The sequence below is a fragment of the Nocardioides aromaticivorans genome, assembly GCF_013408525.1.
Classification (GTDB): Bacteria; Actinomycetota; Actinomycetes; order Propionibacteriales; family Nocardioidaceae; genus Nocardioides; species Nocardioides aromaticivorans.
In genome coordinates this window covers 352481-378103 of record NZ_JACBZM010000001.1, presented here as the reverse complement: position 1 = coordinate 378103, position 25623 = coordinate 352481, and the positions used below count along the sequence as shown (strand labels likewise).

General features: G+C 73.0%; 20 protein-coding genes. 14 read left to right on the top strand and 6 right to left on the bottom strand.

Annotated features, from left to right (window positions below; translation table 11 throughout):
• Positions 1-33 precede the first annotated feature (33 nt).
• From leuS to BJ993_RS01745, 3 genes are all read left to right on the top strand, one after another.
• Entirely contained in the window at positions 34-2514 is a 2481-nt protein-coding gene (leuS, locus tag BJ993_RS01755; protein ID WP_179647516.1) for a leucine--tRNA ligase, read from the top strand.
• Between the two features lie 7 nt (positions 2515-2521).
• The gene (locus BJ993_RS01750) at positions 2522-3394 is read left to right on the top strand and encodes a DegV family protein (protein WP_179647515.1); all 873 of its coding nucleotides are present in this window, start codon (positions 2522-2524) and stop codon (positions 3392-3394) included.
• Positions 3395-3525: 131 nt separating this feature from the next.
• Positions 3526-4476: a helix-hairpin-helix domain-containing protein gene (locus BJ993_RS01745; RefSeq protein WP_179647514.1), complete on the top strand. Its 951-nt coding sequence runs from the start codon at positions 3526-3528 to the stop codon at positions 4474-4476.
• A gap of 52 nt (positions 4477-4528) precedes the next feature.
• Here the strand turns inward: BJ993_RS01745 and BJ993_RS01740 are convergent, their stop codons facing one another.
• Positions 4529-5563: an HPP family protein gene (locus BJ993_RS01740; protein WP_179647513.1), complete on the bottom strand. Its 1035-nt coding sequence runs from the start codon at positions 5561-5563 to the stop codon at positions 4529-4531.
• 37 nt (positions 5564-5600) lie between these two features.
• On the opposite strand from BJ993_RS01740, the gene BJ993_RS01735 reads away from it, so the two are divergent.
• Entirely contained in the window at positions 5601-7943 is a 2343-nt protein-coding gene (locus BJ993_RS01735) for a ComEC/Rec2 family competence protein (protein ID WP_179647512.1), read from the top strand.
• 45 nt (positions 7944-7988) lie between these two features.
• The gene (holA, locus tag BJ993_RS01730; protein ID WP_036546565.1) at positions 7989-8960 is read left to right on the top strand and encodes a DNA polymerase III subunit delta; all 972 of its coding nucleotides are present in this window, start codon (positions 7989-7991) and stop codon (positions 8958-8960) included.
• 120 nt (positions 8961-9080) lie between these two features.
• Here the strand turns inward: holA and rpsT are convergent, their stop codons facing one another.
• Positions 9081-9341: a 30S ribosomal protein S20 gene (gene rpsT / locus BJ993_RS01725; protein ID WP_036546562.1), complete on the bottom strand. Its 261-nt coding sequence runs from the start codon at positions 9339-9341 to the stop codon at positions 9081-9083.
• A gap of 202 nt (positions 9342-9543) precedes the next feature.
• Between rpsT and BJ993_RS01720 the strand changes: the two genes are divergently transcribed.
• Positions 9544-10020, top strand: a complete 477-nt coding sequence (locus BJ993_RS01720) for a hypothetical protein (protein WP_179647511.1) — start codon at positions 9544-9546, stop codon at positions 10018-10020.
• Between the two features lie 12 nt (positions 10021-10032).
• Here BJ993_RS01720 and BJ993_RS01715 read toward each other — a convergent pair whose 3' ends face one another.
• Together BJ993_RS01715 and BJ993_RS01710 are read right to left on the bottom strand one after the other, a co-directional pair.
• Complete coding sequence (locus tag BJ993_RS01715; RefSeq protein ID WP_308645444.1) at positions 10033-10956, bottom strand: phosphotransferase family protein; 924 nt, start codon at positions 10954-10956, stop codon at positions 10033-10035.
• An 8-nt stretch (positions 10957-10964) separates the two neighbouring features.
• Entirely contained in the window at positions 10965-11990 is a 1026-nt protein-coding gene (locus tag BJ993_RS01710) for a LacI family DNA-binding transcriptional regulator (protein ID WP_036546554.1), read from the bottom strand.
• Positions 11991-12110: 120 nt separating this feature from the next.
• On the opposite strand from BJ993_RS01710, the gene BJ993_RS01705 reads away from it, so the two are divergent.
• Positions 12111-13547: a purine-cytosine permease family protein gene (locus BJ993_RS01705; protein WP_179647510.1), complete on the top strand. Its 1437-nt coding sequence runs from the start codon at positions 12111-12113 to the stop codon at positions 13545-13547.
• Entirely contained in the window at positions 13544-15178 is a 1635-nt protein-coding gene (locus tag BJ993_RS01700) for an amidohydrolase (protein WP_179647509.1), read from the top strand. The genes BJ993_RS01705 and BJ993_RS01700 overlap by 4 nt, the downstream gene beginning before the upstream one ends.
• On the opposite strand, the gene BJ993_RS01695 is transcribed toward BJ993_RS01700, so the two are convergent.
• The gene (locus BJ993_RS01695) at positions 15145-16737 is read right to left on the bottom strand and encodes an alkaline phosphatase D family protein (protein WP_179647508.1); all 1593 of its coding nucleotides are present in this window, start codon (positions 16735-16737) and stop codon (positions 15145-15147) included. The genes BJ993_RS01700 and BJ993_RS01695 overlap by 34 nt on opposite strands.
• A 102-nt stretch (positions 16738-16839) precedes the next feature.
• On the opposite strand from BJ993_RS01695, the gene lepA reads away from it, so the two are divergent.
• Both lepA and BJ993_RS01685 read left to right on the top strand, forming a co-directional pair.
• Positions 16840-18711 carry a translation elongation factor 4 gene (lepA, locus tag BJ993_RS01690; protein WP_179647507.1) on the top strand — a complete coding sequence of 624 codons (1872 nt, stop codon included), beginning with the start codon at positions 16840-16842 and terminating at the stop codon, positions 18709-18711.
• Positions 18708-19652 carry an aminoglycoside phosphotransferase family protein gene (locus BJ993_RS01685; protein WP_308645443.1) on the top strand — a complete coding sequence of 315 codons (945 nt, stop codon included), beginning with the start codon at positions 18708-18710 and terminating at the stop codon, positions 19650-19652. The genes lepA and BJ993_RS01685 overlap by 4 nt, the downstream gene beginning before the upstream one ends.
• Here BJ993_RS01685 and BJ993_RS01680 read toward each other — a convergent pair.
• Positions 19624-20673, bottom strand: coding sequence for a hypothetical protein (locus BJ993_RS01680; protein ID WP_179647506.1), 1050 nt, complete (start codon positions 20671-20673; stop codon positions 19624-19626). The two genes, BJ993_RS01685 and BJ993_RS01680, sit on opposite strands and share 29 nt — an antisense overlap.
• A gap of 22 nt (positions 20674-20695) precedes the next feature.
• On the opposite strand from BJ993_RS01680, the gene BJ993_RS01675 reads away from it, so the two are divergent.
• The 4 genes from BJ993_RS01675 to hemW all read left to right on the top strand — a co-directional run bounded on the left by BJ993_RS01675 (position 20696) and on the right by hemW (position 25608).
• The gene (locus BJ993_RS01675; protein WP_179647505.1) at positions 20696-21385 is read left to right on the top strand and encodes an MOSC domain-containing protein; all 690 of its coding nucleotides are present in this window, start codon (positions 20696-20698) and stop codon (positions 21383-21385) included.
• A gap of 47 nt (positions 21386-21432) precedes the next feature.
• Entirely contained in the window at positions 21433-23268 is a 1836-nt protein-coding gene (locus BJ993_RS01670; RefSeq protein WP_179647504.1) for an AMP-dependent synthetase/ligase, read from the top strand.
• A gap of 199 nt (positions 23269-23467) precedes the next feature.
• Positions 23468-24373: a dioxygenase family protein gene (locus BJ993_RS01665; RefSeq protein WP_179647503.1), complete on the top strand. Its 906-nt coding sequence runs from the start codon at positions 23468-23470 to the stop codon at positions 24371-24373.
• A 23-nt stretch (positions 24374-24396) separates the two neighbouring features.
• Positions 24397-25608 carry a radical SAM family heme chaperone HemW gene (gene hemW / locus BJ993_RS01660; protein WP_179647502.1) on the top strand — a complete coding sequence of 404 codons (1212 nt, stop codon included), beginning with the start codon at positions 24397-24399 and terminating at the stop codon, positions 25606-25608.
• Positions 25609-25623: the final 15 nt, after the last annotated feature.

Sequence of the window (25623 nt, the reverse complement as noted above, 5' to 3'; positions counted from 1 at the left end):
TCGGTCCACCAGGTAGCAGGAACGAGACAAGGGATGGCGATGAGCGAGAACGACGTCCACTACGACGTCCATGCGGTCGAGAAGAAGTGGCTGCCGGTCTGGGAGCGGCTCGACCCGTTCCGTGCGGACGACGCGGTCGTCACGTCGGGGGAGAAGCCGAAGCGCTACGCGCTGACGATGTTCCCCTACCCGAGCGGTGACCTGCACATGGGTCACGCGGAGGTCTTCGCGCTCCACGACGTCATCGCGCGCTACTGGCGCTTCCGCGGCTACGAGGTCCTGAACCCGATGGGCTGGGACTCCTTCGGGCTGCCCGCCGAGAACGCCGCCATCCGCAACGACGAGCACCCGGCGACGTACACCTACGCCAACATCGAGACGCAGTTCGAGTCGATGAAGCGCTACGGCATCAGCTTCGACTGGTCCCGCCGGTTGCACACCTCGGACCCCGAGTACTACCGGTGGACCCAGTGGCTGTTCCTGAAGTTCCGGGAGCGCGGGCTGGCCTACCGCAAGAACTCGCCCGTCAACTGGTGCCCCAACGACCAGACCGTGCTGGCCAACGAGCAGGTCCTGGCCGACGGCACCTGCGAGCGCTGCGGCGCCGAGGTCACCAAGCGCGAGCTGACCCAGTGGTACTTCAAGACCACCGAGTACGCCCAGGAGCTGTACGACGCCCTGGACGGCCTGCAGGCCACGTGGATCGACAAGGTCGTCAACGCCCAGCGCAACTGGATCGGCCGCTCCGAGGGCGCGCACGTCCGCTTCGACGTGGACGGCCACGACCCGATCACCGTCTTCACGACCCGCCCCGACACGCTGTGGGGCGCCACCTTCATGGTGGTCGCCGCGGACGCGAAGCTGGCCGCGGAGCTGGTCTCCGACGAGCAGCGCCAGGCGCTGGAGGACTACGTCGCCGACGTGCGCAAGGCCTCCGACATCGACCGGCTGGCCACCGACCGCCCCAAGACCGGTGTCTTCCTGGGCGTGCACGCCGTCAACCCGGTCAACGGCGAGCGGATCCCGGTGTGGGCCTCCGACTACGTGCTGGCCGACTACGGCACCGGCGCGATCATGGCCGTGCCCGCGCACGACCAGCGCGACCTGGACTTCGCCCGGGCGATGGACCTGCCGGTGCGGCGGGTCGTCGACACGGGCGAGGACAACCCCGAGGAGTCCGGCGTCGCGACCGGCGGCAACGGCACCTACGTCAACTCCGGTCCGCTGGACGGCCTGACCGACAAGACCGCCGGCATCCACCAGGTGATCGAGCTGCTGGAGGCCGACGGCCACGGCAGCGGCACGGTCAACTTCCGCCTGCGCGACTGGCTGCTGTCCCGCCAGCGCTACTGGGGCGCGCCGATCCCGGTCATCCACTGCCCGGTCGACGGCGAGGTCCCGGTGCCGGAGGACCAGCTGCCGGTCGAGCTGCCCGAGCTGCGCGGCGCCGACCTGAAGCCCAAGGGCACCTCGCCCCTGGGCGCGGCGACCGAGTGGGTCAACGTCAGCTGCCCGACCTGCGGCGGCCCGGCGACGCGCGACACCGACACCATGGACACCTTCGTGGACTCGTCCTGGTACTTCTTCCGCTACCTGTCGCCGCACGACGACAGCCAGGCCTTCGACCCGGCGCTGGCTGCGGCGTGGGGCCCGATCGACCTGTACATCGGTGGCGACGAGCACGCGGTGCTGCACCTGCTGTACGCGCGCTTCTTCACCAAGGTGCTGCGCGACATGGGCCTGATCGACTGGGACGAGCCGTTCTCGGCGTACCTGTCGCAGGGCAAGGTCATCAACAACGGCCGCAAGATGAGCAAGTCGCTGGGCAACGGCGTCAGCCTGGGGGAGCAGCTCGACTCCTTCGGCGTGGACGCGGTGCGGCTGACCCTGGTCTTCGCCAGCCCGCCCGAGGACAACATCGACTGGGCCGACGTCTCACCGGCCGGCTCGGCGAAGTTCCTGCAGCGCGCGTGGCGGCTGTCCGGTGACGTGACCTCGGCCCCGGGCGTCGACCCGGCGACGGGTGACGTCACGCTGCGCAAGGTGACCCACAAGACGGTGCACGAGGCCGCGCAGCTGCTGGAGTCCTACCGCTTCAACGTCGTGGTCGCCCGCGTCATGGAGCTGGTCAACGCCACCCGCAAGGCGATCGACTCGGGCTGCGGCCCGGAGGACCCGGCGGTGCGCGAGGCGGCGGAGACGGTCGCGATCCTGCTGTCGCTGGTGGCGCCGTACACGGCCGAGGAGATGTGGGAGCGGCTGGGCCACGAGCCGACCGTCGCCCAGGTCCCGTGGCCCACGGTCGACGAGGCGCTGCTGGTCGAGGACGCCGTGACCGCGGTCGTCCAGATCCAGGGCAAGGTGCGCGGTCGCCTGGAGGTCTCGCCCGACATCAGCGAGGCCGACCTGGAGGCGGCGGCGCTGGCCGACCCGGCGGTGCAGAAGGCGATCGACGGCCGCGAGGTCCGCAAGGTGATCGTGCGGGCTCCCAAGCTGGTCAACATCGTGGTGTGATCGGTCCGTGTCCGTAGCAGTCGTCACCGACTCCGCCTCGACCGTCCCCGCCGAGGTCGCGGCCTCCGGCCTGGTCCACGTGGTCCCGCTCCAGGTGATCATCGACGACGAGTCGTACGACGAGGGCTCGGACGGTGTGACCCCTGAGCGGATCGCCGCCGCGCTGCGCGAGAAGCGGGCCGTCAGCACGTCGCGACCGGCGCCCGCCGCCTTCTCCGAGCTGTACGCGCGGCTGGCCGACGAGGGCGCCACCGAGATCGTGTCGATCCACCTGTCGGCCGAGGTGAGCGGCACCTTCGAGTCCGCCCTCGTGGCCTCGCGCACCGCGCCGGTCCCGGTCACGTGCGTGGACTCCCGGCAGGTCGGGGTCGCGACCGGGTACGCCGTCGAGTCGGCCTGCGCCGTCATCGAGGCGGGCGGCACGGCCGCCGACGCGGCGAAGGCCGCGCGAGCGCGCGCCGAGGCCGCGACGTCGTTGTTCTACGTCAACACGCTGGAGTACCTCCGGCGCGGCGGCCGGGTCGGTGCCGCGGCGGCGGTCTTCGGCGGTGTGCTCGCCGTGAAGCCGCTGCTCGGCATCGTCGACGGCGTGATCGCCCCGCAGGCCAAGGTGCGGACCGCTGCCAAGGCGATCGCCCAGCTCGAGGCGATGGCCGTGGCGGCCGCGGGGGAGCAGCGGGTCGAGGCCTGCGTCGCCCACCTGGCGGCCGAGGAGCGGGCGACCGCGATGGCCGAGCGGCTCGCCGAGCAGCTCGGCGACCGGTTGGTACCGTCCCGCGACGGCAGCCCGGTGCGCTGCGTGGAGCTGGGGGGCGTGCTCGGCGCGCACGTGGGGCCCGGGATGCTCGCCATCTGCGTGGCGCCGGTTCTCGACGACTGAGCGGCACACCAGCCCCGCGCGCCACCCGACCGTCCCGTAGCCGTCCACAGGCCGATGCGCCGGCGGGTCGTCCTCCACAGGCGCCGGGCTGCGCCCGGTGACCAGACGGCTCGGCTGCCTAGCGTGCCGGCATGCACTCCCGACGCCCACCCGCCGCCGACACCGCCGCGCGCCGCCTGGCCCTGATCGCCGCCGGTGCCGGCGGGGCCGAGCCCGCCGGCGGCGCCGTCGACCGGGCCCTCGGCGGCGACACCGTCGACACGACGGCTCCCTGGTGGGCGGACCACACCCGGGTGGCGGACCGGGGAGCCCCGCCGTCGCCGGCCGGCGTCACGCAGCCGGCTCACGTCCCGGAGCCACCCCCGGCGATCCCGGTCCCGGGGCGGCATGCGGCACGGCGTCGTACCTCGTGGGGGGTGGTGGCTGCGGTCCGTGACCGGGTGCCGCCGCTGGCGCCGGTCCACGTCGCCGTGGTGGCCCTCGTCGTCGCGGTCGGGCTGGCCGTCACGACCTGGTGGGTGGTGCGCGACGACCCCGAGCCCCCGGTCGCGCCGGTCAGCGCCGACGCCGTGGAGCCGCTGGTGCCGGCCGCCTCGCCGTCGTCGGCAGGAGCGGCGACGGCAGGACCGGCCGCCGCAGGTGCGGGCGGGCAGGTCACCGTCGACGTCGCCGGCAAGGTGCGTCGCCCGGGGATCGTGGTGCTCGATGCCGGCGCCCGGGTCACCGACGCGGTCGAGGCGGCCGGCGGGGCCAAGCCGAATGTCGACCTGTCCTCGATCAACCTCGCGCGGGTGCTCGTCGACGGGGAGCAGATCGTCGTCGGCGCTCGCGGTGCGCCGGCCGGGGCAGCCGGGGCGTCCGGCCCGGGCAGCGCTGCCGGTCCGGGTGCCGCGCCGGTCAACCTCAACCTCGCGTCGCAGGCCGAGCTGGAGTCGCTGCCCGATGTCGGACCGGTCACCGCGCAGGCGATCATCAGCTGGCGGGAGGAGCGCGGCGGGTTCACCAGCGTCGACGAGCTGCTGGAGGTCGACGGGATCGGCGAGAAGACCCTGGCGAAGCTCGCGCCCCACGTGACGGTGTGACGGGGTGGCGACGCGGTCAGCAGCGCCGTCAGGTCCGCCGTCAGGTCCGCCGTCAGGACGCGCCCAGCAGCGCCCGGTGGAGGACCGCGATCAGCTCGCCGCGCGTGATCATCCCGACCAGCCGGTCCTCCGCGTCGACCACGGGCACGTTCTTGTAGCCCTCCGAGGTCATCGCCGGGACCAGCTCGGCGACCGGGGTGTCCTCGCGGATCGTGGTGACGTCGGTCCGCATGATCGAGTCCACGGTCTCGAGCTCGACCAGGTCGCGGGTGAAGAGGTCGATGATCGACACGACGCCGATCACGTGCCGCTCGTCGTCGACCACGGGCAGGGTCTTCACCTGGCGCTGGACCAGGAGCGTCCGGGCGCGATAGATGGACTCGAACGGGTGGGCCACCACGACGTCGCGGTTCATGATCCGTGCGACGGGGATCGACCCCAGCCGGCGGTCGAGGGCGTGCGTCTCGGCGTCCCGGACGATCGCCACGACGTCGGCGGGGAGCACGTCGAGGCGGTCCGCGAGCCGCTTCATGGCCTCCTCGACGTCCGGGGTCGTGATGCCGAGCTCGGTCGCGGCGCTCGCCGGCGACGGTGGTGCCGGGCGGTGGGGGTAGCGGCGGCCGGTGAGGTTGTTGACGGCGACGGCCACGACGAGCAGCGCCGCGGTGTTGACCGCGACGGGCGTGAGGACGAACAGGACGCCCTGCTCGTGGATCGCCGGGGTGGCCGTGGCCGCCAGCAGGGCGCAGGCGCCACCGGGCGGGTGGAGGCAGCCGAGCAGCATCATCGTGCCGATCGCGGCGCCGACCCCGAGGGCCGCGGCCAGCAGCACGTCGTCGACGAGCCAGTGGGCGCCGAGGCCGACCCCGGTCGAGATCAGGTTGCCGCCGAGCACCGGCCACGGCTGCGCCAGCGGGCTGGCCGGCACCGCGAAGAGCAGCACGGCACACGCCCCCATCGGGGCGACGATGAACGGGAGCATCTCAGGGCCGCCGGGCACGGCGCGGGCGGTCGCACCCGCCACGGCGATGCCGACGAGGGCGCCGAGCGCACCACGCGCCAGCTCGGGAGTGGTGTAGCGGCTCACGGCGATCACCCTAGGGTGCACCCGCGGAGCGTGGCCCGTGGCTGAGCCGGATCCCGCCACCCGCCCTCCGCACGACTTCCGGGTGCCGGTGCTGGGCTGCGCCGCGTGGCTGGGCGGGATCGCCGCCGCTCGCGCCGGCGAGCTGGCCGGTCCCGTGCTGGCGGGGCTGCTGGCCGCGGCCGGTGCGCTCGCGTGGAGGGGCCGCGGGGGTCGGGCCTCGCCGCGGCAGCGGCTGGTGCTGGCGTCCGTCGTCCTCGGGGCGGCGGTCCTCGCTGGTTCGCTGCTGCGGCTGGAGGCGGTGGCGACGAGTCCGTTGAGCGCGTGGGCGGGCGACCGGGCCACGGCCGACCTCGTCGGCACGGTGGTGTCCGACCCGCGGCTCGTCGAGGGGAAGTGGGGCGACCGGGTCGTCGTACGGCTGCGGGTGGAGGAGGTCACCGCTCGCGGGGAGCGCCGACGGCTCGGTGGGTCCGTGGTCGTCCTCGGGGACCCGGTGTGGGCCGCGGTCGAGCTCGGCGAGCAGGTGCGGGCGGAGGGACGTCTCGCCCCCTCGGACAGCGCGGAGGTCGGCGCGCTGCTCATGTCGGGCCGGCCGCCGGTGCGGATCCGCGGTCCCGATCCGTGGTGGCGCGCGGCGGGGGCCGTGCGGGCGTCCATCCGTGCGTCGGTGGCGCACCGGCCGCCGGCCCAGGCGGGCCTCGTCCCGGCCCTCGTCGACGGCGACGACGCCGCCCTGCCCGACGAGGTCGAGGCCGACTTCCGGACCACGGGACTGACCCACCTGACGGCGGTGAGCGGCACCAACCTGACCCTCGTCGTCGGCGCCCTGCTGCTGGTCGCCCGGTTCGTGGGCGTCCGCGGCCGGTGGTCGGTGCTGGTCGGGCTGGCCGGGATCGTCGGCTTCGTCCTGCTCGCCCGCACCGAGCCGAGCGTGCTGCGGGCCGCGGCGATGGGCACCGTCGGGTTGTTCGCCTTCGGTCCGGACGGACGGCGTCGGGGCCTGCGGGCGCTCGGCGTCGCGCTGGTGGCGCTCGTGCTGGTCGATCCCACCCTCGCCACGTCCGCGGGCTTCGCCCTCTCGGTGCTGGCGACCGGCGGCATCGTGCTGCTGGGCCCGCCGCTGACCGAGGCGCTCGCCCGCTGGCTGCCCCGCGGTCTGGCGGAGGCGGTGGCGGTCCCGACCGCCGCCCAGCTGGCCTGCACGCCGGTCGTGGCCGTCCTGTCGGGGCAGGTCAGCCTCGTCGCGGTGCTGGCGAACCTGCTCGCCGGACCCGCCGTGGGGCCCGCGACCGTACTGGGCCTGGCCGGCGGGCTCGTCGGGCTGGTGCTCCCGGTCGCGGGCCGCCTGGTCGGGACCGGCGCGGCCTGGTGCGTCGCGTGGATCATCGCCGTCGCCGAGCGGGGTGCGGCCCTGCCCGGCGCGGCGATCGCCTGGGGGACCGGGCCGCTGGCGGTGCTGCTGCTCGTGGGGCTCTGCGCCGTCGTCGCCCTCGTCCTGCCCCGGCTCGTGCGCCGTCGCGCCTGGGGCGTCTCGATCGCGGTGCTGCTGCTGGTCGTGGTGCTCGGGGTGCCCGGCCGGATCTGGTCGTCGCCGTCCTTCGGGTGGCCGCCGGAGGGCTGGGTGCTGGTCGCCTGCGACGTCGGGCAGGGCGACGCGCTGGTGGTGTCGGTCGGCCCGCGGGCGGCGGTCGTGGTCGACAGCGGCCCCGACCCCGGCGTCGTCGACGACTGCCTCGACCGGCTGGGTGTCGAGCAGGTGCCGCTCGTGGTGCTCACCCACTTCCACGCCGACCACGTGGACGGCCTGGCCGGGGTGCTCCGCGGACGCCGAGTCGGTGCCGTCGAGGTGACGGCGGTCCTCGACCCACCGACCGGGGTGGAGGAGGTCGAGGACGTCGCGCGCCGGGCCGGGGTGCCGGTGCGGACGGCGTCGTACGGCGCGACCCGGAGGGTGGGCACCGCGGTGCTCCAGGTGGTGCACCCGGACATTCCTCTCCCGGTGCCGGGCGCCGGCGACGGGAGCTCCGCCAACGACGCCAGCGTCGTCCTCGTCGTCGAGGTCGACGGGCTCCGGCTGCTGCTGACCGGTGACGTCGAGCCACCCGGTCAGGCCGAGCTCGCCCGGCTGCTGCCGGGCCTCGACGTCGATGTCCTCAAGGTGCCCCACCACGGCAGCCGCCACCAGGACGAGGACTGGCTGGCGTCCCTGCGCCCCGAGGTCGCGCTCGTGTCCGTGGGTGCCGACAACGACTACGGGCACCCGGCAGCGCAGGTGCTCGACCACCTCCGCGCCGCGGGCGCCGACGTGCACCGGACCGACGAGGAGGGCGACATCGCGGTCGTCGCCGGGGGAGGGGGCCCGCGGGTCGTGGACCGCTGACCGCCGCCCGCGCTCCTGTCGGGCGCGTGTGGGAAGGTGTCTCCCATGCGGGCCGCTGACGTGTTGGGACGGGTCATCCTGGTCACCGGCAAGGAGGAGTTCCTCGGCGCCCGCACGGTCGACGACGTCAAGGCCGCCGTGCGCGAGCACGACGCCGAGGCCGAGTTCGCGGACAGCCCCGCGGCCGACCTGACGCTCGCCTCCCTCGGCGAGATGTCGGCCCCGTCGCTGTTCTCGGCGGTGCGCTGCGTCGTCGTCCGCGGACTCGAGAACCTGCCTGACGAGTCGGTCGACGGGCTGCTCGGCTACGCCGCCGCGCCGGCCGACGACGTCGCCCTCGTCCTGGTGCACGGCGGTGGCCAGAAGGGCAGCGGCGTGCTCACCAAGCTCCGCAAGCTCAAGCCGGTCACGGAGCACAAGTCCGAGGAGCTCAAGCCCTCCGACTTCCCGGCCTTCGTCGCCAACGAGGTACGACGCCACGGCGCCACCATCGACCGCGACGCTGCCGACGTCCTCATCGAGGCGGTCGGCCGCGACCTGCGTTCGCTCGCCGGCGCGGCGAGCCAGCTCGCCAACGACTTCCCGGGGGAGCGGATCGGCGAGTCCCAGGTCAAGCGCTACTTCGGCGGCCGGGCGGAGGCCAAGTCGTTCGCCGTCGCGGATGCGGCCTTCGCCGGGCGCGGCCAGGTGGCGCTCGAGGAGCTGCGCTGGGCGCTCGACGCGGGCACGGCGTCGGTGCTGATCACGTCGGCGTTCGCCGGCAGTGCGCGCGGCCTGGCCCGGCTGGTCAGCGCCCCGCGCGGGATGCGTGACGCCGACCTGGCCCGCGAGGTGGGCGTCCCCCCGTGGAAGCTGCGCTCCCTGCGCGACCAGGCCCGCGGCTGGACCGAGTCGGGCCTGGCCCGCGCCATCCGGGCGGTCGCGCAGGCCGACGCGGACATCAAGGGCGCGGCGAGCGACGCGTCGTACGCGCTCGAGAGGCTGGTGCTCACCATCACCGCCCTGCGCCAGCGTTGAGTTGCCACTTTGGCCCGTTGAAATGCCAGAAGCGGCGGTCGACGACCGCCGCTTTCGGGCATTTCAACGGGCCAAAGTGGCAACTAACGCGGCTCCGGACCGGAGCCAGAACAGGGAAGCTCAGAGAGAGGCAGCCTGCTTGGAGATCGAGGACTTGCGGTTCGCAGCCTGGTTCTTGTGGATGACGCCCTTCGAAGCAGCCTTGTCGAGCTTCTTCGTGGCGTCCTGGGCCAGCGCGAGGGCGCTGTCCTTGTCGCCGGCCTCGGCGGCCTCGCGGAACTTGCGGATCGCGGTCTTCAGGCCCGACTTGACGGCCTTGTTGCGCTCGTGGCGCTTCTCGTTCTGCTTGTTGCGCTTGATCTGGCTCTTGATGTTCGCCACGGGTGATTGCCTCTACGTGTTCGGGTGGATGTCTGGTCTGGTCCGGAGCGCGGACCCGCGGGAGCCGGCCGACCGACGAGGGCAGGCGCAGGCACGCGGGAGACGCGACCAGCAAGGCTAACAGCGGGCGAACAGTGGCCCCAAATCGCCAACCGGCCGTCCTCGTTGCCAGTGGCGGCCCCCACCTGCTGGGATGGCCGCCGTGACTCCCCCCTCACAGCCGCAGTTCCCGGTCGGCGTCGTCATGATCCTGCCGACGATCGCCTTCTGGACGCTCGTCATCATGGGCGCCACCCGCGACGGCGGCAAGCACGCCGGCACCTACGCCGCCTACGCGTTCGCGGTGGCGGGCGTCGGCCTGGCGGTCTTCGCGTTCCTCAAGATCCGGCAGGTCCGGGCCCGCAACGCCCACAAGCGCAGGGCGATGGAGGACGGCATCCGGACCACGGCGCGGATCGCCGGCACGCGCGTCCGCGGACACCTCAACCAGGATCCGTACGTCGTGTTCACCCTCGAGGTGAACCCCGAGTCGGGCGAGCCCTACCGGGTGACCGTCGACGAGCTGGTGTCCCAGCTCGCGATCCCGCGGATCCAGGTCGACACGGTCCTCGACGTCCACGTGCACCCTGACGACCCGCGGTTCGTCGTGATCGACCCCGCGGCGCTCGGGCGCGGCTGACCGGTCGGGCGGTCAGGAGCTCCAGCCGCGCCGCTCGGCCAGCCACTGGTCGATGACGTCGCGCTGCCACGCCTGGGCCGCCCGGATGTGCGGCGACGTCGGCGGCACCGGCTCGTTGGCCGACGCGGCGAAGTAGCCCAGGATCAGCGCGAGGACGACGTCGACGTGCTCGGGCGGCACGCCACCCAGGAGCGGGTGCTCCGCGATGTGCGCGTCGACGTCGAGCCCGTCGCCGCGCGGCCCGATCAGCAGGAACAGCGAGTCGAGCCAGGCGGCCCCGACGACCGGCCAGTTCCAGTCGCACAGCACGGCCCGGCCGTCGGCCAGGACGAGGATGTTGTCGTCGCGGATGTCGGTGTGGACGAGCGTGTCGCCGGCCACGACGTCGGCGTAGCGCGCGGCGAGGGCGCCGATCTCCGCCGCTCGCGGGTGGTCGAGCCGGTCCCAGAGCGCGGGCCAGGACGCGAACTCGTCGACGGCCGAGCCGAGGCCGGGCGGCGCCGGGGTCAGCAGGGACGCCATCTCCACGGCCATCGCCGAGGCGAGTGAGAGGTCGGCGTCGGTCCACGGGCGCAGCGGCGCCCGCCCGTCGACGTACTCGATGCCGACGAGGAACCAGTCGGCGACCTCGTCGGTCCACAGCAGCCGGGGTGCCGGTGTCCCGGGCGGGAGGGCGCCGAGCTTGCGGGCCTCCTCGCGGTAGGAGTCGGCGAACAGCCGCTGGGCGCGGACCGAGGCGGCCTTGACGAAGTGTCGGGAGCCGTCGGCGCAGGTGAGCACGGAGGCGAAGCCCGGCGTGAACCCGGCGCCCTGCGAGAGCGCCTCCTCGACGGGTGCGCCCAGCCGGGTCTCCACCGCGTCGCGTACGGCCGGCGGCAGGTGGGCCCACTCGACGCGTCGGGCGGTGCGGCCGTGGGGGATCCGGGTGGGAATCACGCGGCCCATCATGGTGCCGAGGAGGCCCGGACCAGCAGCCGCCCCAGGGGTCGGCCGGAGTGGTCGGGTCGGGGTCGGTCGTCCAGGCGGGCGGCGAGCTCCTCGACCGCGCGCCGCGCCAGCTCCTCCGGCTCGAGGTCGATCGAGGAGATCGCGGGCTCGGCGGTGCGCAGGCTCTCGGCGTCGGACCCGGCGACGACGCGGACGTCCTCGGGCACGCGCAGGCCACGCGCGGTGAGGACGGCGACCGCGGCGAGGGCGTCATTGCTGACGAGTGCGTAGATGCCGTCCGGCGCGGGCCCGGTCCCGAGCGCGGCGGTGATCGCGCGGTGCCGGGCCCGGTCGTCCAGCCCCTCGGGCACGTGGGCGGCCGTCGGCGTGATGCGGCGGTAGGCGCACCAGCGCTCGTGGACGGCGGTGGTGCGCAGGTTCCACTCGTTGCGGTCGGTCCCGGTGACCAGGGTGATCCGACGCGAGCCGGCGTCCCACAGGTGGTCGAGGGCGAGGGTGGTGAGCCGGCCGGACTCGATGTCGACGTGGAGCGGGCCGGCCGCACCCGGCGGGCGCCCCGGGACCTCGCCGACCGTGACGAACGGGATGCCGGCGCTGGTCAGCATCGCCACGAGCGGGTCGTCGGTCACGGGCTCGGTGACGATGAACCCGTCGCTGGCGAGCGCGGCCCCGGCCGCCTGCGGACCGGTCGGATCGGACACGAGCATCAGGCCGAGGCCCCGGCTCAGCGAGGCCATGGCGGCGGCTCCGGCGAAGCGCGCGAAGTAGTCGACGTCGTACAGGAGCTCGGGGCGGGACGGGTCGAGCTGGCGCGAGACCAGCGCGATCACGCCGAGTCGGTTGCGGCGCAGTCCCTGGGCGATCACGTCGGGCCGGTAGCCGAGGTCCTGGGCCGCCGCCCGCACCCGGCGCTGGGTCGTCGGGGCGACGGTGCCGTTGCCGGTGAAGGTGTGCGACACCGTCGTCACCGAGACGCCCGCGCGCTGCGCGACGTCGCGGATCGTGGGGCGCCGGGTCGTCATCCCGCCACGCTAGGACGGTCCAAACCGTTTTGGCCAGCGCGGGCGGAGGTCTGGTCCAAATCGATTTGGATTCCTAGCGTGACGCCGCACACATCCCGCAGAATCCACCCCGGGGGAACCATGGCCATCGACCAGACGCCGCCTGACGCGCAGCCCACGACGAGCGCCGACCACACGCTGCTGCCCGGCCACGTCGAGACGCACGGCATCGACGTGATCCCGGACGCGGAGCGCCACGGCACCGCGCGCAGCCTCTTCGCCCTGTGGGTCGCGCCCAATGTCAACTACCTGTCCTTCGTCGTCGGCGGCGTCCTCGTGCTGATGGGGCTCTCGCTGCTCCAGGCCGTCGCGGCGGTCGTCGTCGGCTCGCTGTTCTCGATCGCCACCGGCATCGTCGCGGTCACCGGCCCGGCGTCCGGCACGCCGAGCCAGGTCGCCACCCGGACCATGTACGGCGTGCGCGGCAACCGGGTCGCGATCGCGGTCAACGGCTGGTTCGTCTCGGTCTGCTACATCGCGCTCAACTGGGTCACCGCGTCGGTGATCGGCTTCGCGCTGGCGCAGCGGCTGGGCATCGGTGCCTCGACGCCCGTCCAGGTCGTCGTCGTCCTGGTCATCGCGGCGGCCACCACGGCGATCTCGGTCTACGGCCAGGGCCTGATCATGCGGCTGTACGGCCCGCTGTCGGCCGGCCTGACGGTGGTGTTCCTCGTCGTGTCCGGCTTCCTGGTGGCGAAGGCGGACCTCTCCTACACACCGCCGCTGGCGCTGCACGGGGCGGACCTCTGGATCACGTGGACCGCCGCGGTCACCCTGATCGCCGCGACGCCGCTGTCGTACACGATCAGCTCGGACTTCGCCCGCTACCTGCCGAGCTCGACCAGCCCGGTGGCGGTCGCCGCCTGGACCACCCTCGGCAATGTCGTGCCCAACCTCGTGTTCCTGACCGTCGGGGCGCTGGCGGCGACGGTGACCGACCTGTCCGACCCGGAGACCGGACTCGAGGGCATCGCCCCGGGTTGGGTGATCACCGTGTTCCTGGTGGCCATCATCGTCGGCATCCTCGCCAACAACGCGCTGACGACGTACAGCTCCGGGCTCGCGCTCCAGGCCGTCGGCCTGCCGCTCAGTCGCGTCGCGAGCGTGGTGGCGACCGCCGTCGTCGGCGTCGCGATGACGCTCTACGCCCTCTTCGTGTTCGACTTCCTCGACACGGTCAGCAGCGGCCTGGTCCTGCTCGTCACCCTCGTCGGGCCGATCATGGCGATCTACGTGACCGACATCTTCCTCCGCCGCAACCAGTACGACGGCGCCGAGCTCAGCGACAGCACGCCGGCCTCGCGCTACTGGTACACCGGCGGCGTCAACCTGGCCGGCGCGATCGCCTGCCTCACCGCCTTCGGCGCGGCCCTCATGTGTGCGAGCACCGAGGCCTTCACCGGCCCGGTCGCCCGCTCCCTCGACGGGCTCGACCTCTCCCTGCCGGTCGGCATGGTCGGCGCCTCCGTCCTCTACCTCGCCCTCACCCGCCTGTTCTACGGAAGGACCATCCTGTGACCGACCCGACCGACACCCTCGTCCTGCGCGGCGGACGGATCTTCACCGCCGACCCGGCACGGCCCTGGGCGGAGTCGGTCGTCGTCGCCGACGGCCGGGTCGTCTCGCTCGACCAGGACGGCCCGGACGGAGCGAGGGTCGTGGACCTCGACGGCGCCTTCGTGCTGCCTGGCTTCGTCGACGCCCACACCCATCTCGTCGAGATGGGGGCCTCGGCCGGGGAGGTGGCGCTCGTCGACGCCGCCGACGTGGCCGAGATCCAGGCCCGCGTGGCGGCGGCCGCCGCCGAGGGGCGCGAGCGGGTGATCGGCAACGGCTGGCTGCACCCCGCGCTCGGCGGTCGCGAGCCCCACAAGGAGATCCTCGACGCGGTCGTCCCCGACGTGCCGGTCTACCTCCAGGCCAACGACCTGCACTCCACGTGGGTGAACTCCGCGGCGCTGCGCGAGCTCGGCATCGACGCAAGCACGCCGGACCCGATCGGCGGCACGATCGAGCGCGACGCAGCGGGGGAGGCGACCGGCCTGCTCAGCGAGATGGCCGCCCTCGGCCTGGCCCGCTCGTTCCTGGCCGCGCAGGTCACCGACGCCGACCGCGACGCCTGGCTGCGGGCCGGGATGGCCCGCTATCTCGCCGACGGTGTGACCACGGTCGTCGACATGGGCGTCGAGGAGCACGACCTGGCCGCCTTCGAGCGGGCCCTCGCGGCGGACGCCCTGCCGCTGCGGGTCGTCGGCCACTGGCTGGTCAAGCCCGCCGCCACGACCGAGGAGAACCTCGCGCAGGTCGAGACCGCCATCGCGCACGCCCGCCGCCTCGACGGCGAGCGGCTGCGGATCACCGGCATCAAGGTGATGGCCGACGGCGTCATCGACAGCTGCACCGCCTCGATGGCCCGGCCGTACGCCGACGGCAGCAACGCCGCGCCCATCTGGGACCGCGAGGCGCTGACGCCCGTGGTCGTCGCCGCCGACGCGGCGGGCCTGCAGGTCGCGATCCACGCGATCGGCGACGAGGCCTCGGCGATCGCCCTCGACGCGCTGGAGGAGGCGATCCGGGTCAACGGCCCGCGAGATCGGCGCCACCGGATGGAGCACCTCGAGGTCGTCTCCGAGGAAAGCATCGCCCGCCTCGCCCGGCTGGGCGTGGTCGCCTCGATGCAGCCGGTCCACGCCGACCCCGCCATCCAGGACAACTGGCGCGCGATGCTCGGCGACGACCGGGTGGAGCGAGGCTACCCGTGGCGGGAGGTCACCGACGCCGGTGGCGTTCTGGCCTTCGGCACCGACGCGCCCACCGCGCCGCACCCGCCGCTGCCCAACATGTACGTCGCCACGACCCGTCGGTCCGCCCTGGTCGACGGCCTGCCCGCGAACACGCCGCACCTGGCGGTCCCGCTGGCCGAGGCGCTCACCCACGCGACCCGGGACGCGGCGTACGCGTCCCGGCTCGAGGACGTCGTCGGCAGCATCGCCCCGGGCAGGGCGGCCGACCTGGTCGTGCTGGCGCGCGACCCCTTCGCGACGGCGCCCGAGGACCTGCTCACCACCGAGGTGCTGCGGACCTTCGCCGGCGGGATCGAGGTCGCCCGGGAAGGTCAGCGGACGGCGGGGTCCAGCGTCCTGGTGTAGAGCGCCGCACCCTCGACGTCACGCAGGGTCACGGTGAGCCGGCCACTGCCGCCGTCGACCTCGACCTCCCCGAAGTACTGGTGGCCGGCCGCCGGTGACGCGTTGGCGACGGGCGGCGCGGCGACGAAGTCGGCGACCGGCCCGAAGGTGCCGTCGAGCCGGTTGGGCCCGAAGCCGCCGGCGTTGAGCGGGCCGGACACGAACTCCCAGAACGGGTCGAAGTCCTGGTACGCCGCCCGGTCGGGGGAGTAGTGGTGCGCCGCCGTGTAGTGGACGTCGGCGGTCAACCACACGTGGTTGCGGATCCCGGCGCGCGACAGCGCGGTGAGCACCTCGGCGATGTCGGCCTCGCGGCCCAGCGGGCCACCGGGGTCGCCCTGGGCGAGGCCCTCCTGCAGCGGGCCGTCCGGTACGACGAGCCCGAGCGGCAGGTCCGCGGCGATCACCTTCCACGTGGCCCGCGAGCGGCGCAGGCGGTCGATCAGCCAGGCGGTCTGGCGGCGGCCGAGCACCCCGCCGTCGTGGTCCGCGGCCGGCTCGGTGTTCGCCGTGTTCGGGTCCTTGTGCGTGCGCATGTCCAGCACGAAAAGGTCGAGGTGCGGGCCGTAGGGGATGACCCGGTAGACCCTGCCCTCGGGGTCGGGGGAGATGCCGGCGACCGGGGTGTACTCGTGGAAGGCCCGCGCCGCGCGGGCGGCGAGCACGTCGACCCGCTTCTCGGTGTAGCGGGCGTCCTCGAGGATCTCGCCCGGGTACCAGTTGTTCGTGACCTCGTGGTCGTCCCACTGCACGACCGTTGCCGTCTCGGCGAGGAAGGCACGCCAGTTGTCGGCCATCAGGTTGTAGCGGTACTGGCCGCGGTACTCGGCCAGCGTCTCCGCGACCTTGGTCTTCTCCGGGATGACCAGGTTGGTCCAGGTCGACCCGTCAGGCAGCGCCACGGAGGACTGCACCGGCCCGTCGGCGTACACGTTGTCGCCGCTGCAGAGGAAGAAGTCGGCGTTGCGGGCCCGCATCGCGTCGGCGATCCGGAAACCGCCGTAGGCCGGGTTCACGCCCCAGCCCTGACCGGCGATGTCGCCTGACCACAGGAAGCGGACGTCGTCGCCGTGGCCCGGCGCCGTGCGCAGTCGGCCGACGGTGGGCTCGCTGGACGCGCGGTCGTCGTCGAGGTCGACCGCCCGGATCCGGTAGTGGAGGTCGGTGCCGGGCGGCAGGCCGCGCAGCCCGATCCGGCCGGTGTGGTCCGACGCCGGGCCGACGACCGGGCCGGGGATCGTGCGGGCGCCGCGGAAGGAGGCGTCGCGGCTGATCTCGGCGACCAGGCGCGCCGGACGGTCGGCCTTGGCCCACAGCACGGCGCCGGTCTCGCGCACGTCGCCGGACTGCACGCCGAGCGGCAGCAGCGGCCGGTCGCGGCGGACGAGCAGCGGGGCCGCGGAGGCGCGGCCGGTGAACAGGCCGGAGGCGGCGCCGCCGGTGAGTGCGGCGCCGGTGCCGAGGGCGGCGCCACGCAGGAGGGTGCGGCGGGAGGTGGGTTCCGGGGAGGCCGAGATCATGGCGCCACGCTCTCGTCGTACGGCGAACGCGAGGGGGCACCGGGGGTGAACCGCGGGCGGCGAATTCCTGAACCCGTCCGGCTTTGGGAGAATGGCCCCACCATGTCTGCCGCCGCCCCGCAGCCGGGTCACACCGACCCCGCGATCATCCGCAACTTCTGCATCATCGCGCACATCGACCACGGCAAGTCGACGCTCGCCGACCGGATGCTGCAGCTGACCGGCGTCGTGGGCGAGCGCGAGGCGAAGGCGCAGTACCTCGACCGGATGGACATCGAGCGGGAGCGCGGCATCACCATCAAGTCGCAGGCCGTGCGGATGCCGTGGACGGTCGCCGCCGACAACGAGGCGGGCGCCGAGCCGGGCACCTACATCCTCAACATGATCGACACCCCGGGCCACGTGGACTTCACCTACGAGGTCTCCCGCTCGCTGCAGGCGTGCGAGGCGGCGATCCTGCTGGTCGACGCCGCCCAGGGCATCGAGGCGCAGACGCTGGCGAACCTCTACCTCGCCATGGGCGCGGACCTCCACATCATCCCGGTGCTCAACAAGATCGACCTGCCGAGCGCCAACGTCGAGAAGTACGCCGCCGAGCTGGCCAACCTCGTGGGCTGCGAGCCCGAGGACGTGCTGCTCACCTCCGCCAAGACCGGCGTGGGCGTGGAGGCGCTCCTGAACGAGATTGTCGCGTCGGTCCCGGCGCCCGTCGGCGACGCCGGCGCGCCGGCCCGCGCGCTCATCTTCGACTCCGTCTACGACACCTACCGCGGCGTGGTCACCTACGTCCGGGTCGTCGACGGCGAGCTCTCGCACCGCGACAAGATCAAGATGATGTCGACCGGTGCGCTGCACGAGATGCTCGAGGTCGGCGTGATCAGCCCCGAGCCGATGAAGGCCGCCAAGCTCGGCGTCGGCGAGACGGGCTACCTCATCACCGGGGTGAAGGACGTGCGCCAGTCGCGGGTCGGTGACACGGTCACCGTCAACGGGCGCCAGGCCGCCGAGCCGCTGGGCGGCTACGAGCACCCCAACCCGATGGTCTTCGCCGGCCTCTACCCGATCGACGGCGACGACTACCCGACCCTGCGCGACGCGCTGGAGAAGCTCCAGCTCAACGACGCCGCCCTCACCTTCGAGCCGGAGACCTCCGGCGCGCTGGGCTTCGGCTTCCGCTGCGGCTTCCTGGGCCTGCTGCACATGGAGATCACCCGCGAGCGGCTGGAGCGCGAGTTCAACCTCGACCTCATCTCGACCGCGCCCAACGTGGTCTACGACGTCGTGATGGAGGACGGCACCAAGCTCACGGTCACCAACCCGAGCGAGTACCCCGACGGCAAGATCGCCGAGGTCCGCGAGCCGATCGTCGACGCGACGATCCTCGCCCCGGCCGACTTCATCGGCACGATCATGGAGCTGTGCCAGCAGAAGCGCGGCAACCTGCAGGGCATGGACTACCTGTCCGAGGACCGCGTCGAGATGCGCTACACGCTGCCGATGGGCGAGATCGCCTTCGACTTCTTCGACCAGCTCAAGTCCAAGACCAAGGGCTACGCCTCGCTCAACTACGAGCACTCCGGCGACCAGGCCGCCGACCTGGTCAAGGTCGACATCCTGCTGCAGGGCGAGCCGGTCGACGCGTTCTCCGCGATCGTCCACAAGGACGCCGCCTACTCCTACGGCGTGATGATGGCCGGCAAGCTCAAGGAGCTCATCCCCCGGCAGCAGTTCGAGGTGCCGATCCAGGCCGCCATCGGCGCCCGGGTCATCGCCCGGGAGAACATCCGCGCCATCCGCAAGGACGTCCTCGCCAAGTGCTACGGCGGTGACATCACCCGCAAGCGGAAGCTGCTGGAGAAGCAGAAGGAAGGCAAGAAGCGGATGAAGATGGTCGGCCGCGTCGAGGTGCCCCAGGAGGCCTTCGTCGCCGCGCTGTCGACCACCGGCCCGGCGGGCGACAAGCCGAAGAAGTGACCGCAGGACCGGTGCGGATCCCGCCCGGGCTGGACGCGCAGCGCGCCCTGGGGCCGCAGTGGTCCACCTGGCTGGACCGGCTGCCGGCCATCGCCCGGGCGGTCCTCGACGAGTGGGAGCTCACGCCGGAGGGCGAGAGCTGGCACGGGTTCTGCTCGCTGGTGCTGCCCGTGACGACCGCCGACGGCGTCGCGGCGGCGCTCAAGGTCGGCCTGCCCGACGACGAGTCCGAGCACGAGCACCTCGCCCTCCAGCACTGGCACGGTCGCGGCGCGGTGCGGCTGCTGCGCGCCGACCCGGGCCGCCGCGCGCTCCTGCTGGAGCGGCTCGACCGCGAGGACCTCACCGGGCAGTGGGACGTCGAGGCCTGCGAGGTCGTCGCGGGCCTGTACCCGAGCCTGCACGTGCGTCCGCTCCCGCAGCTGCGCTCCCAGTCGTCGTACGTCGACCGGTGGGCCGCCGCGCTGCGCGGGGATGCGGGCACCGTGCCGGTGCCGCGCCGGCTCGTGGAGCAGGCCCTCGGCCTCGCCGCGGAGCTCACCGCCGAGCCGGCCACCGCGGTGCTCCACGGCGACCTGCACTACGCCAACGTGCTGCGCGGGGAGCGCGACGGCGAGCCGGCCTGGCTGGCGATCGACCCGAAGCCCACCAACGGCGACCCGCACTACGAGCTCGAGCCGATGCTGCGCGACCGCTTCGACGAGTACGCCGCTCCCGGCGCCTTCGGCTCCGTGCGCGACGGCATCCGGCGCCGCTTCCACACGCTGGTGGACGCGGCTGGCTTCGACGAGGACCGGGCGCGCGGCTGGGTCGTCGTCCGGTCGGTCCTCAACGCGCACTGGGCGTTCGAGGACGCGGTCCGGGCGGACCGTGCGCTGGACGCCGAGGAGCGCTCGCACGTCACGGCGTGCATCACGATCGCGAAGGCCGTCCAGGACTGACGTCGACCGACTCGACGAGCCGGTCGAACACGGCCCCGTGGTCGCGCCACCAGGCCGGCGTCGCTCCCCACCGGACCCGTGCGCTGGCACTCTGCACGACGACGATGCGCCACGTGCCGGCCGGTTCGTAGTTCTCCGTCTCCTCGGCGCGCACCACCTCCCAGCTCAGCCGGTCGGCGCGCTCGCCGCTGATCGTGGCCACGCCTCGCTCCAGCCGGATGCCGGTCGCCTCGGGGTCGCGCCGGACCCGGGCGGCGAGGGCATCGATCCCGGACGGAGCCGGGTCGACCTCGCCACCCTCGAGGGTGGTCAGGGATCCGTCGACGTAGATCCGGCAGCGACCGGCCTCGCCCTCGACCCAGCCGACGTCCTTCGGCGGGGCGAAGGTGAGGCTCCGGTGGCCGGAGCCGCCCCGGTCGGGGCAGCTCGCCCGGGTCCCGGCGAGCACGGCGACCGAGCGTCGTACGAGGTCCAGCGCGGTCGCGGGCAGCGGCTCGCCGTCCGGCACGCTCCAGCTGAGGCGGATGCCCGCGGCGAGCAGCGAGACCACGCGCGTGGGGGAGCCGTCGCTGAAGGAGTACCACCGCAGCTCCTCGGCGGTGCTGCCGTCGAGCCCGGGGACGTCGCTGCGGTAGGTGACGTCGCCGACGGCGTCGTCCCCGTCGTCGGACACGTAGGGATCCAGGTAGGTCTCGCGCCACCGCGCCAGCGACTCGTCCGGGTCGATCTGGACGGAGAGGGCGCGGCGGGGGTCGGAGCGCAGCGTGAAGGCGCAGCCGTTGCCCTCACGATGGGAGCTGGTGGCCTGCTGCGGGACGACCAGGCGGATCGTCATCCCGGTCCCGTCACCGCGCAGGTCGGGGCAGAGCACCTCGCGATGGCCGGGCGGCACCTCGGCGGACGCGGCGGGGAAGGGGTGCGGGGCGACGAGTGCCGGGGTGCTGGGACCGCGCGCGCCGTCCTCGTGGCTGCACCCCGTGAGTGCGGCGACGACGAGGAGAAAAGGGAGGAAGCGCAGCATGCAGCGACGGTAGCCTCGGCGCATGCAGTACGTGCGCACCATCAGCACCGGCCGGCCGCAGGCCCGGGGCTGGGCCGGGATCGGCCACACCTCCATCGAGAAGCGCCCGGTGCTCGGCCCGGTGGCCGTCCACGAGCTCGGCGTCGAGGGCGACCAGGTCTCCGACACGCTCCACCACGGCGGCCCCGACCAGGCCGTCTACGCCTACGCGCGCGAGGACCTCGACTTCTTCGAGGGCCTGGTCGGGCAGCCGATCCGCGACGGCCAGTTCGGCGAGAACCTCACCACCGAGGGCATCGACCTCAACGCCCTCGAGGTCGGCACCCGCCTCCGGATCGGCGACGAGGTCGACGGTGTCCTCCTCGAGGCGGTCTACGTCCGGACCCCGTGCAACGACTTCAAGGGCTGGATGCGCGAGTCCGGCTACGACCCGAAGGCCTGGGTGAAGCGGTTCACCGCCGAGGCGCGTCCGGGGCCCTACCTCCGCGTGCTCGAGACGGGCACGATCGAGGCCGGCGCCCCGATCGAGGTCGTGCACCGCCCGGGCCACGGCGTGACGATCCGGGACATGTTCGTGGCGCTCAACACCGACCGCAGCCGCCTGCCCGACCTGCTCGTCGTCGACGGCCTGCTGCCCAAGGTCCGCGAGAAGGCGGAGGAATTCGTCCGTCAGGTGGCGCCTTCGCTACCGCCCCTTGAGCCGTTGATCTAGGTTACTGACCAGTTACGCCGGTCTCGGACGAGCATGCAGGGAGCGTCATGCCCATCAATCACGACACGAATTTCCTCCAGAACCTGCCGAAGAACTGCGCCGTGCAGTTCCTCGACCGGGTGGAGCGGAGCGCCAACCGGGAGGCCTTCCGCTTCCCGCGTGGGGAGGCGTGGGAGTCCGTGACGTGGCGCCAGGCCGGTGACCGGGTACGACGCCTCGCGGCCGGCCTGCTCGCCCTCGGCCTCGAGCCGGAGCAGCGCGTGGGCATCGCGTCCTCGACCCGCTACGAGTGGATCCTCGCCGACCTCGCCATCATGTGCGCCGGCGGCGCCACCACGACCGTCTACCCGTCCACGGGCGGCGAGGACACGGCGTACATCGTGGGCGACTCCGAGTGCCGGATCGTCTTCGCCGAGGACGAGTCGCAGCTGCAGAAGCTGCGCGACCACCGCGCCGAGCTCCCGGCGCTGGGCAAGGTCGTGTCCTTCGACCCCGCGCTCGCCGACGGTGACGACGGCGACTGGGTGATCTCGCTCGACCAGCTCTCCGAGCTCGGCGACGCCCACCTGGCCGCCAACCCGTCCGCCGTCGACGACGTCGCCCAGGCGATCGAGCCCGACCAGCTGGCGACGCTGATCTACACGTCCGGGACCACCGGCAAGCCCAAGGGCGTGCGGACCCTGCACCGTGCGTGGGTGTTCGAGGGCGAGGCCATCAAGGCGCAGGACATCCTCCACGAGGACGACCTCCAGTTCCTCTGGCTGCCGATGGCGCACTCGTTCGGCAAGGTGCTGCTCTCGACCCAGCTCGCCTGCGGGTTCGCCACGGCGATCGACGGCCGCGTCGACAGGATCGTCGACAACCTGGGCGTCGTGAAGCCCACCTTCATGGGCGCGGCCCCGCGCATCTTCGAGAAGGCGCACGCGCGGATCGTCACCATGCAGGCGGCCGAGGGCGGCGCCAAGGAGAAGATCTTCCTGAAGGCGTTCGAGGTCGGCACCAAGGTCGACGAGCTCAGGCTCGCCGGCAAGCCGGTCCCGCTGCCGCTCAAGGTCCAGCACGCCCTGTTCGACAAGCTGGTCTTCAGCAAGGTGCGCGAGCGCTTCGGTGGCCGGGTGAAGTTCTTCATCTCCGGCTCCGCCGCGCTCAACGCCGACATCGCCGCGTGGTTCCACGCCGCCGGCATCCTCATCCTCGAGGGCTACGGCATGACCGAGAACGCCGCCGGCGCCACGGTCAACCACCCCGACGCCTACAAGCTCGGCTCCGTGGGCCAGCCCTTCCCGGGCACCGAGGTCCGCATCGGCGAGGGCGGCGAGGTCCAGCTCAAGGGCCCGCACGTCATGGCCGGCTACCACAACCGCCCCGACGCGACCGCCGAGGCGCTGACCGAGGACGGCTGGCTGCGCACGGGCGACAAGGGCGAGCTCGACGACGAGGGCTTCCTGCGGATCACCGGCCGGATCAAGGAGCTCTTCAAGACCTCCGGCGGCAAGTACATCGCCCCGCCGGCGATCGAGGCCAAGTTCAAGGCGATCTGCCCCTACGCCAGCCAGTTCATGGTCTTCGGCGCGGAGCGCAACTTCGTCTCCGCGCTGATCACCCTCGACCCCGACGCGATCGCCGGTTGGGCCGCCGACAACGGCAAGGAGGGCAAGGACTACACCGCGCTGGTCAACGACGACGCGGTGCAGGCCATGGTCGGCGAGTACGTCGACCAGCTCAACGCCCAGCTGAACCGCTGGGAGACGGTCAAGAAGTGGAAGCTGCTCGACCACGACCTGTCGATCGAGTCCGGTGAGCTGACCCCGTCGCTGAAGGTGAAGCGCAACGTGGTCGAGGCCAACAACAAGGACCTCATCGCGTCCTTCTACACGTCCTGAAGTCCGCGGCGACCGATCGGTGAGTTTCACCGGCCGGCCGGTGAAACTCATGGTTGGACGACGAAGTTTCATCGTCCAACCATGAGTTTTGTCGTCCAAGGACGCCAGTTTCTCCGGCCGGCCGGTGAAACTGGCGCCTCGTCGCCGCCCAACAGCCCGCCCACAGCAACCGCACAGGTTCCGCCCCGAGACTCGGGGCATGAGCCACCACGGATCGACCGAAGAGACCGAAGAGCACGACCTCGGGCTGTCCCACGACCTGCCGCGGATCATGGCGCGTCGTGGGCTGCTCGGGCTCCTGGGCGGGGTCGGCGCTGCGGCCGCGCTGAGCGCCTGCGGCAGCGACGACACCACGTCCTCCACCTCGGGCAGCACCACCTCGGGCAGCTCCACCTCGGGTGGTACGACGCAGGGCGGCCCCGGCACCCCTCCGGACGGGGGCGGCGCGATCGGTGGCGACACGAGCCTCGAGGTCGCGGACGGCGAGATCCCCGAGGAGACGGCCGGTCCCTATCCGGGCGACGGCAGCAACGGGGTCAACGTGCTGACGGAGTCGGGCGTCGTACGCAGCGACATCACGACCAGCTTCGGTGACGCCTCGGGGGTCGCGGAGGGCATCGCGACCACGGTGCGGCTGAAGGTCTACGACCTCAACGGCGACAGCGTGACGCCGCTGGCCGGGGCCGCGATCTACCTGTGGCACTGCGACCGCGAGGGCCGCTACTCGCTGTACGACGACGAGATCGTCGGCGAGAACTACCTCCGCGGCGTCCAGGAGGCCGACGACGAGGGCAACCTGACCTTCACCACGATCTTCCCGGCCTGCTACTCCGGTCGCTGGCCGCACATGCACTTCGAGGTCTACGAGAGCCTGGCGAAGGCGACCAGCGCCGACAACAAGCTGCGCACCTCGCAGCTGGCGCTGCCCGAGGACGTCTGCAACGACGTCTACGCGACCGAGGGCTACGAGCAGAGCGTCAGCAACCTGTCCCAGCTGAGCCTGGAGTCCGACGGCATCTTCAGCGACGGCTACTCCCTGCAGATGGCGAAGGTGACCGGCTCGGTCGAGGAGGGCTACACCGTCTCCCTGAACGTGCCGGTGTAGATCCGGGCTGGGAGACTGGGCGGATGCCGTCCGCTCTGCCCGAGGGTGATCCCGCCCCGACCGACGGGTCCCTGCCGGAGCAGGCGCTCGCCGCCCTCGGCGAGGGCCCGTTCGGGTTCTACGTCCACGTGCCGTTCTGCCGCGTCCGCTGCGGCTACTGCGACTTCAACACCTACACGGCCGAGGAGCTCGGCCCCGGCGTCTCCCGGTCGTCGTACGTCGACCAGGCGATCCAGGAGGTCCGGCTGGCCCGCCGCGTGCTGGGTGCGGCGGAGCGCCCGGTGGACACGGTCTTCCTGGGCGGCGGCACCCCGACGCTGCTGCCGGCGGGCGACCTGGGCCGGCTGCTGCGCGCGATCGACGACGAGTTCGGCCTGGTCCCGGGCGCCGAGGTGACGACGGAGGCCAACCCCGACTCGGTCGACCTCGCCTACCTGACCGAGCTGCGGGAGGCGGGCTACACCCGGGTCTCGTTCGGCGTGCAGTCGGCGGTGCCGAAGGTGCTGGCGGTGCTCGACCGGACGCACGACCCGCTGCGGGTCCCCGGAGTCGTCGAGGCCGCCCGCGCGGCGGGCTTCGACCAGGTGAGCCTGGACCTGATCTACGGCACGCCGGGGGAGAGCACGGAGGACTGGGAGACCACCCTCGAGGCCGCGCTGGCGTGCGCGCCCGACCACGTCTCGGCGTACTCCCTCATCGTCGAGGACGGCACCGCGCTGGCCCGGCGCGTGCGCCGCGGCGAGCTGCCGATGCCGGACGAGGACGACCTCGCCGACAAGTACGTGCAGGCCGACGAGCGGCTGACGGCCGCCGGGCTGGGCTGGTACGAGGTGTCCAACTGGGCCCGCGACGACGCCGCGCGGTGCCGGCACAACCTCGGCTACTGGGCCGGTGCCGGCTGGTGGGGGGTCGGCCCCGGCGCGCACTCGCACCTCGGCGGCGTGCGCTGGTGGAACGTGAAGCACCCGGCGGCGTACGCCGGACGGCTGGCCGCGAGGGAGAGCCCGGCCCACGCCCGGGAGGTGCTCGACGACGACACCCGGCGCGTCGAGCGGGTCCTGCTGGAGCTGCGGCTGCGCAGCGGCCTCGATCCGGCGGTGCTCGACGACGACGGCCGACGGGCGCTCGCGGGCCTCGTCGCGGAGGGTCTGGTGGAGGACCGGACCGACCGGGTGGTGCTGACGTTGCGCGGGCGGCTGCTCGCCGACGGCGTGGTGCACCGCCTGCTGAGGTGAAAGTTAACTAACTGC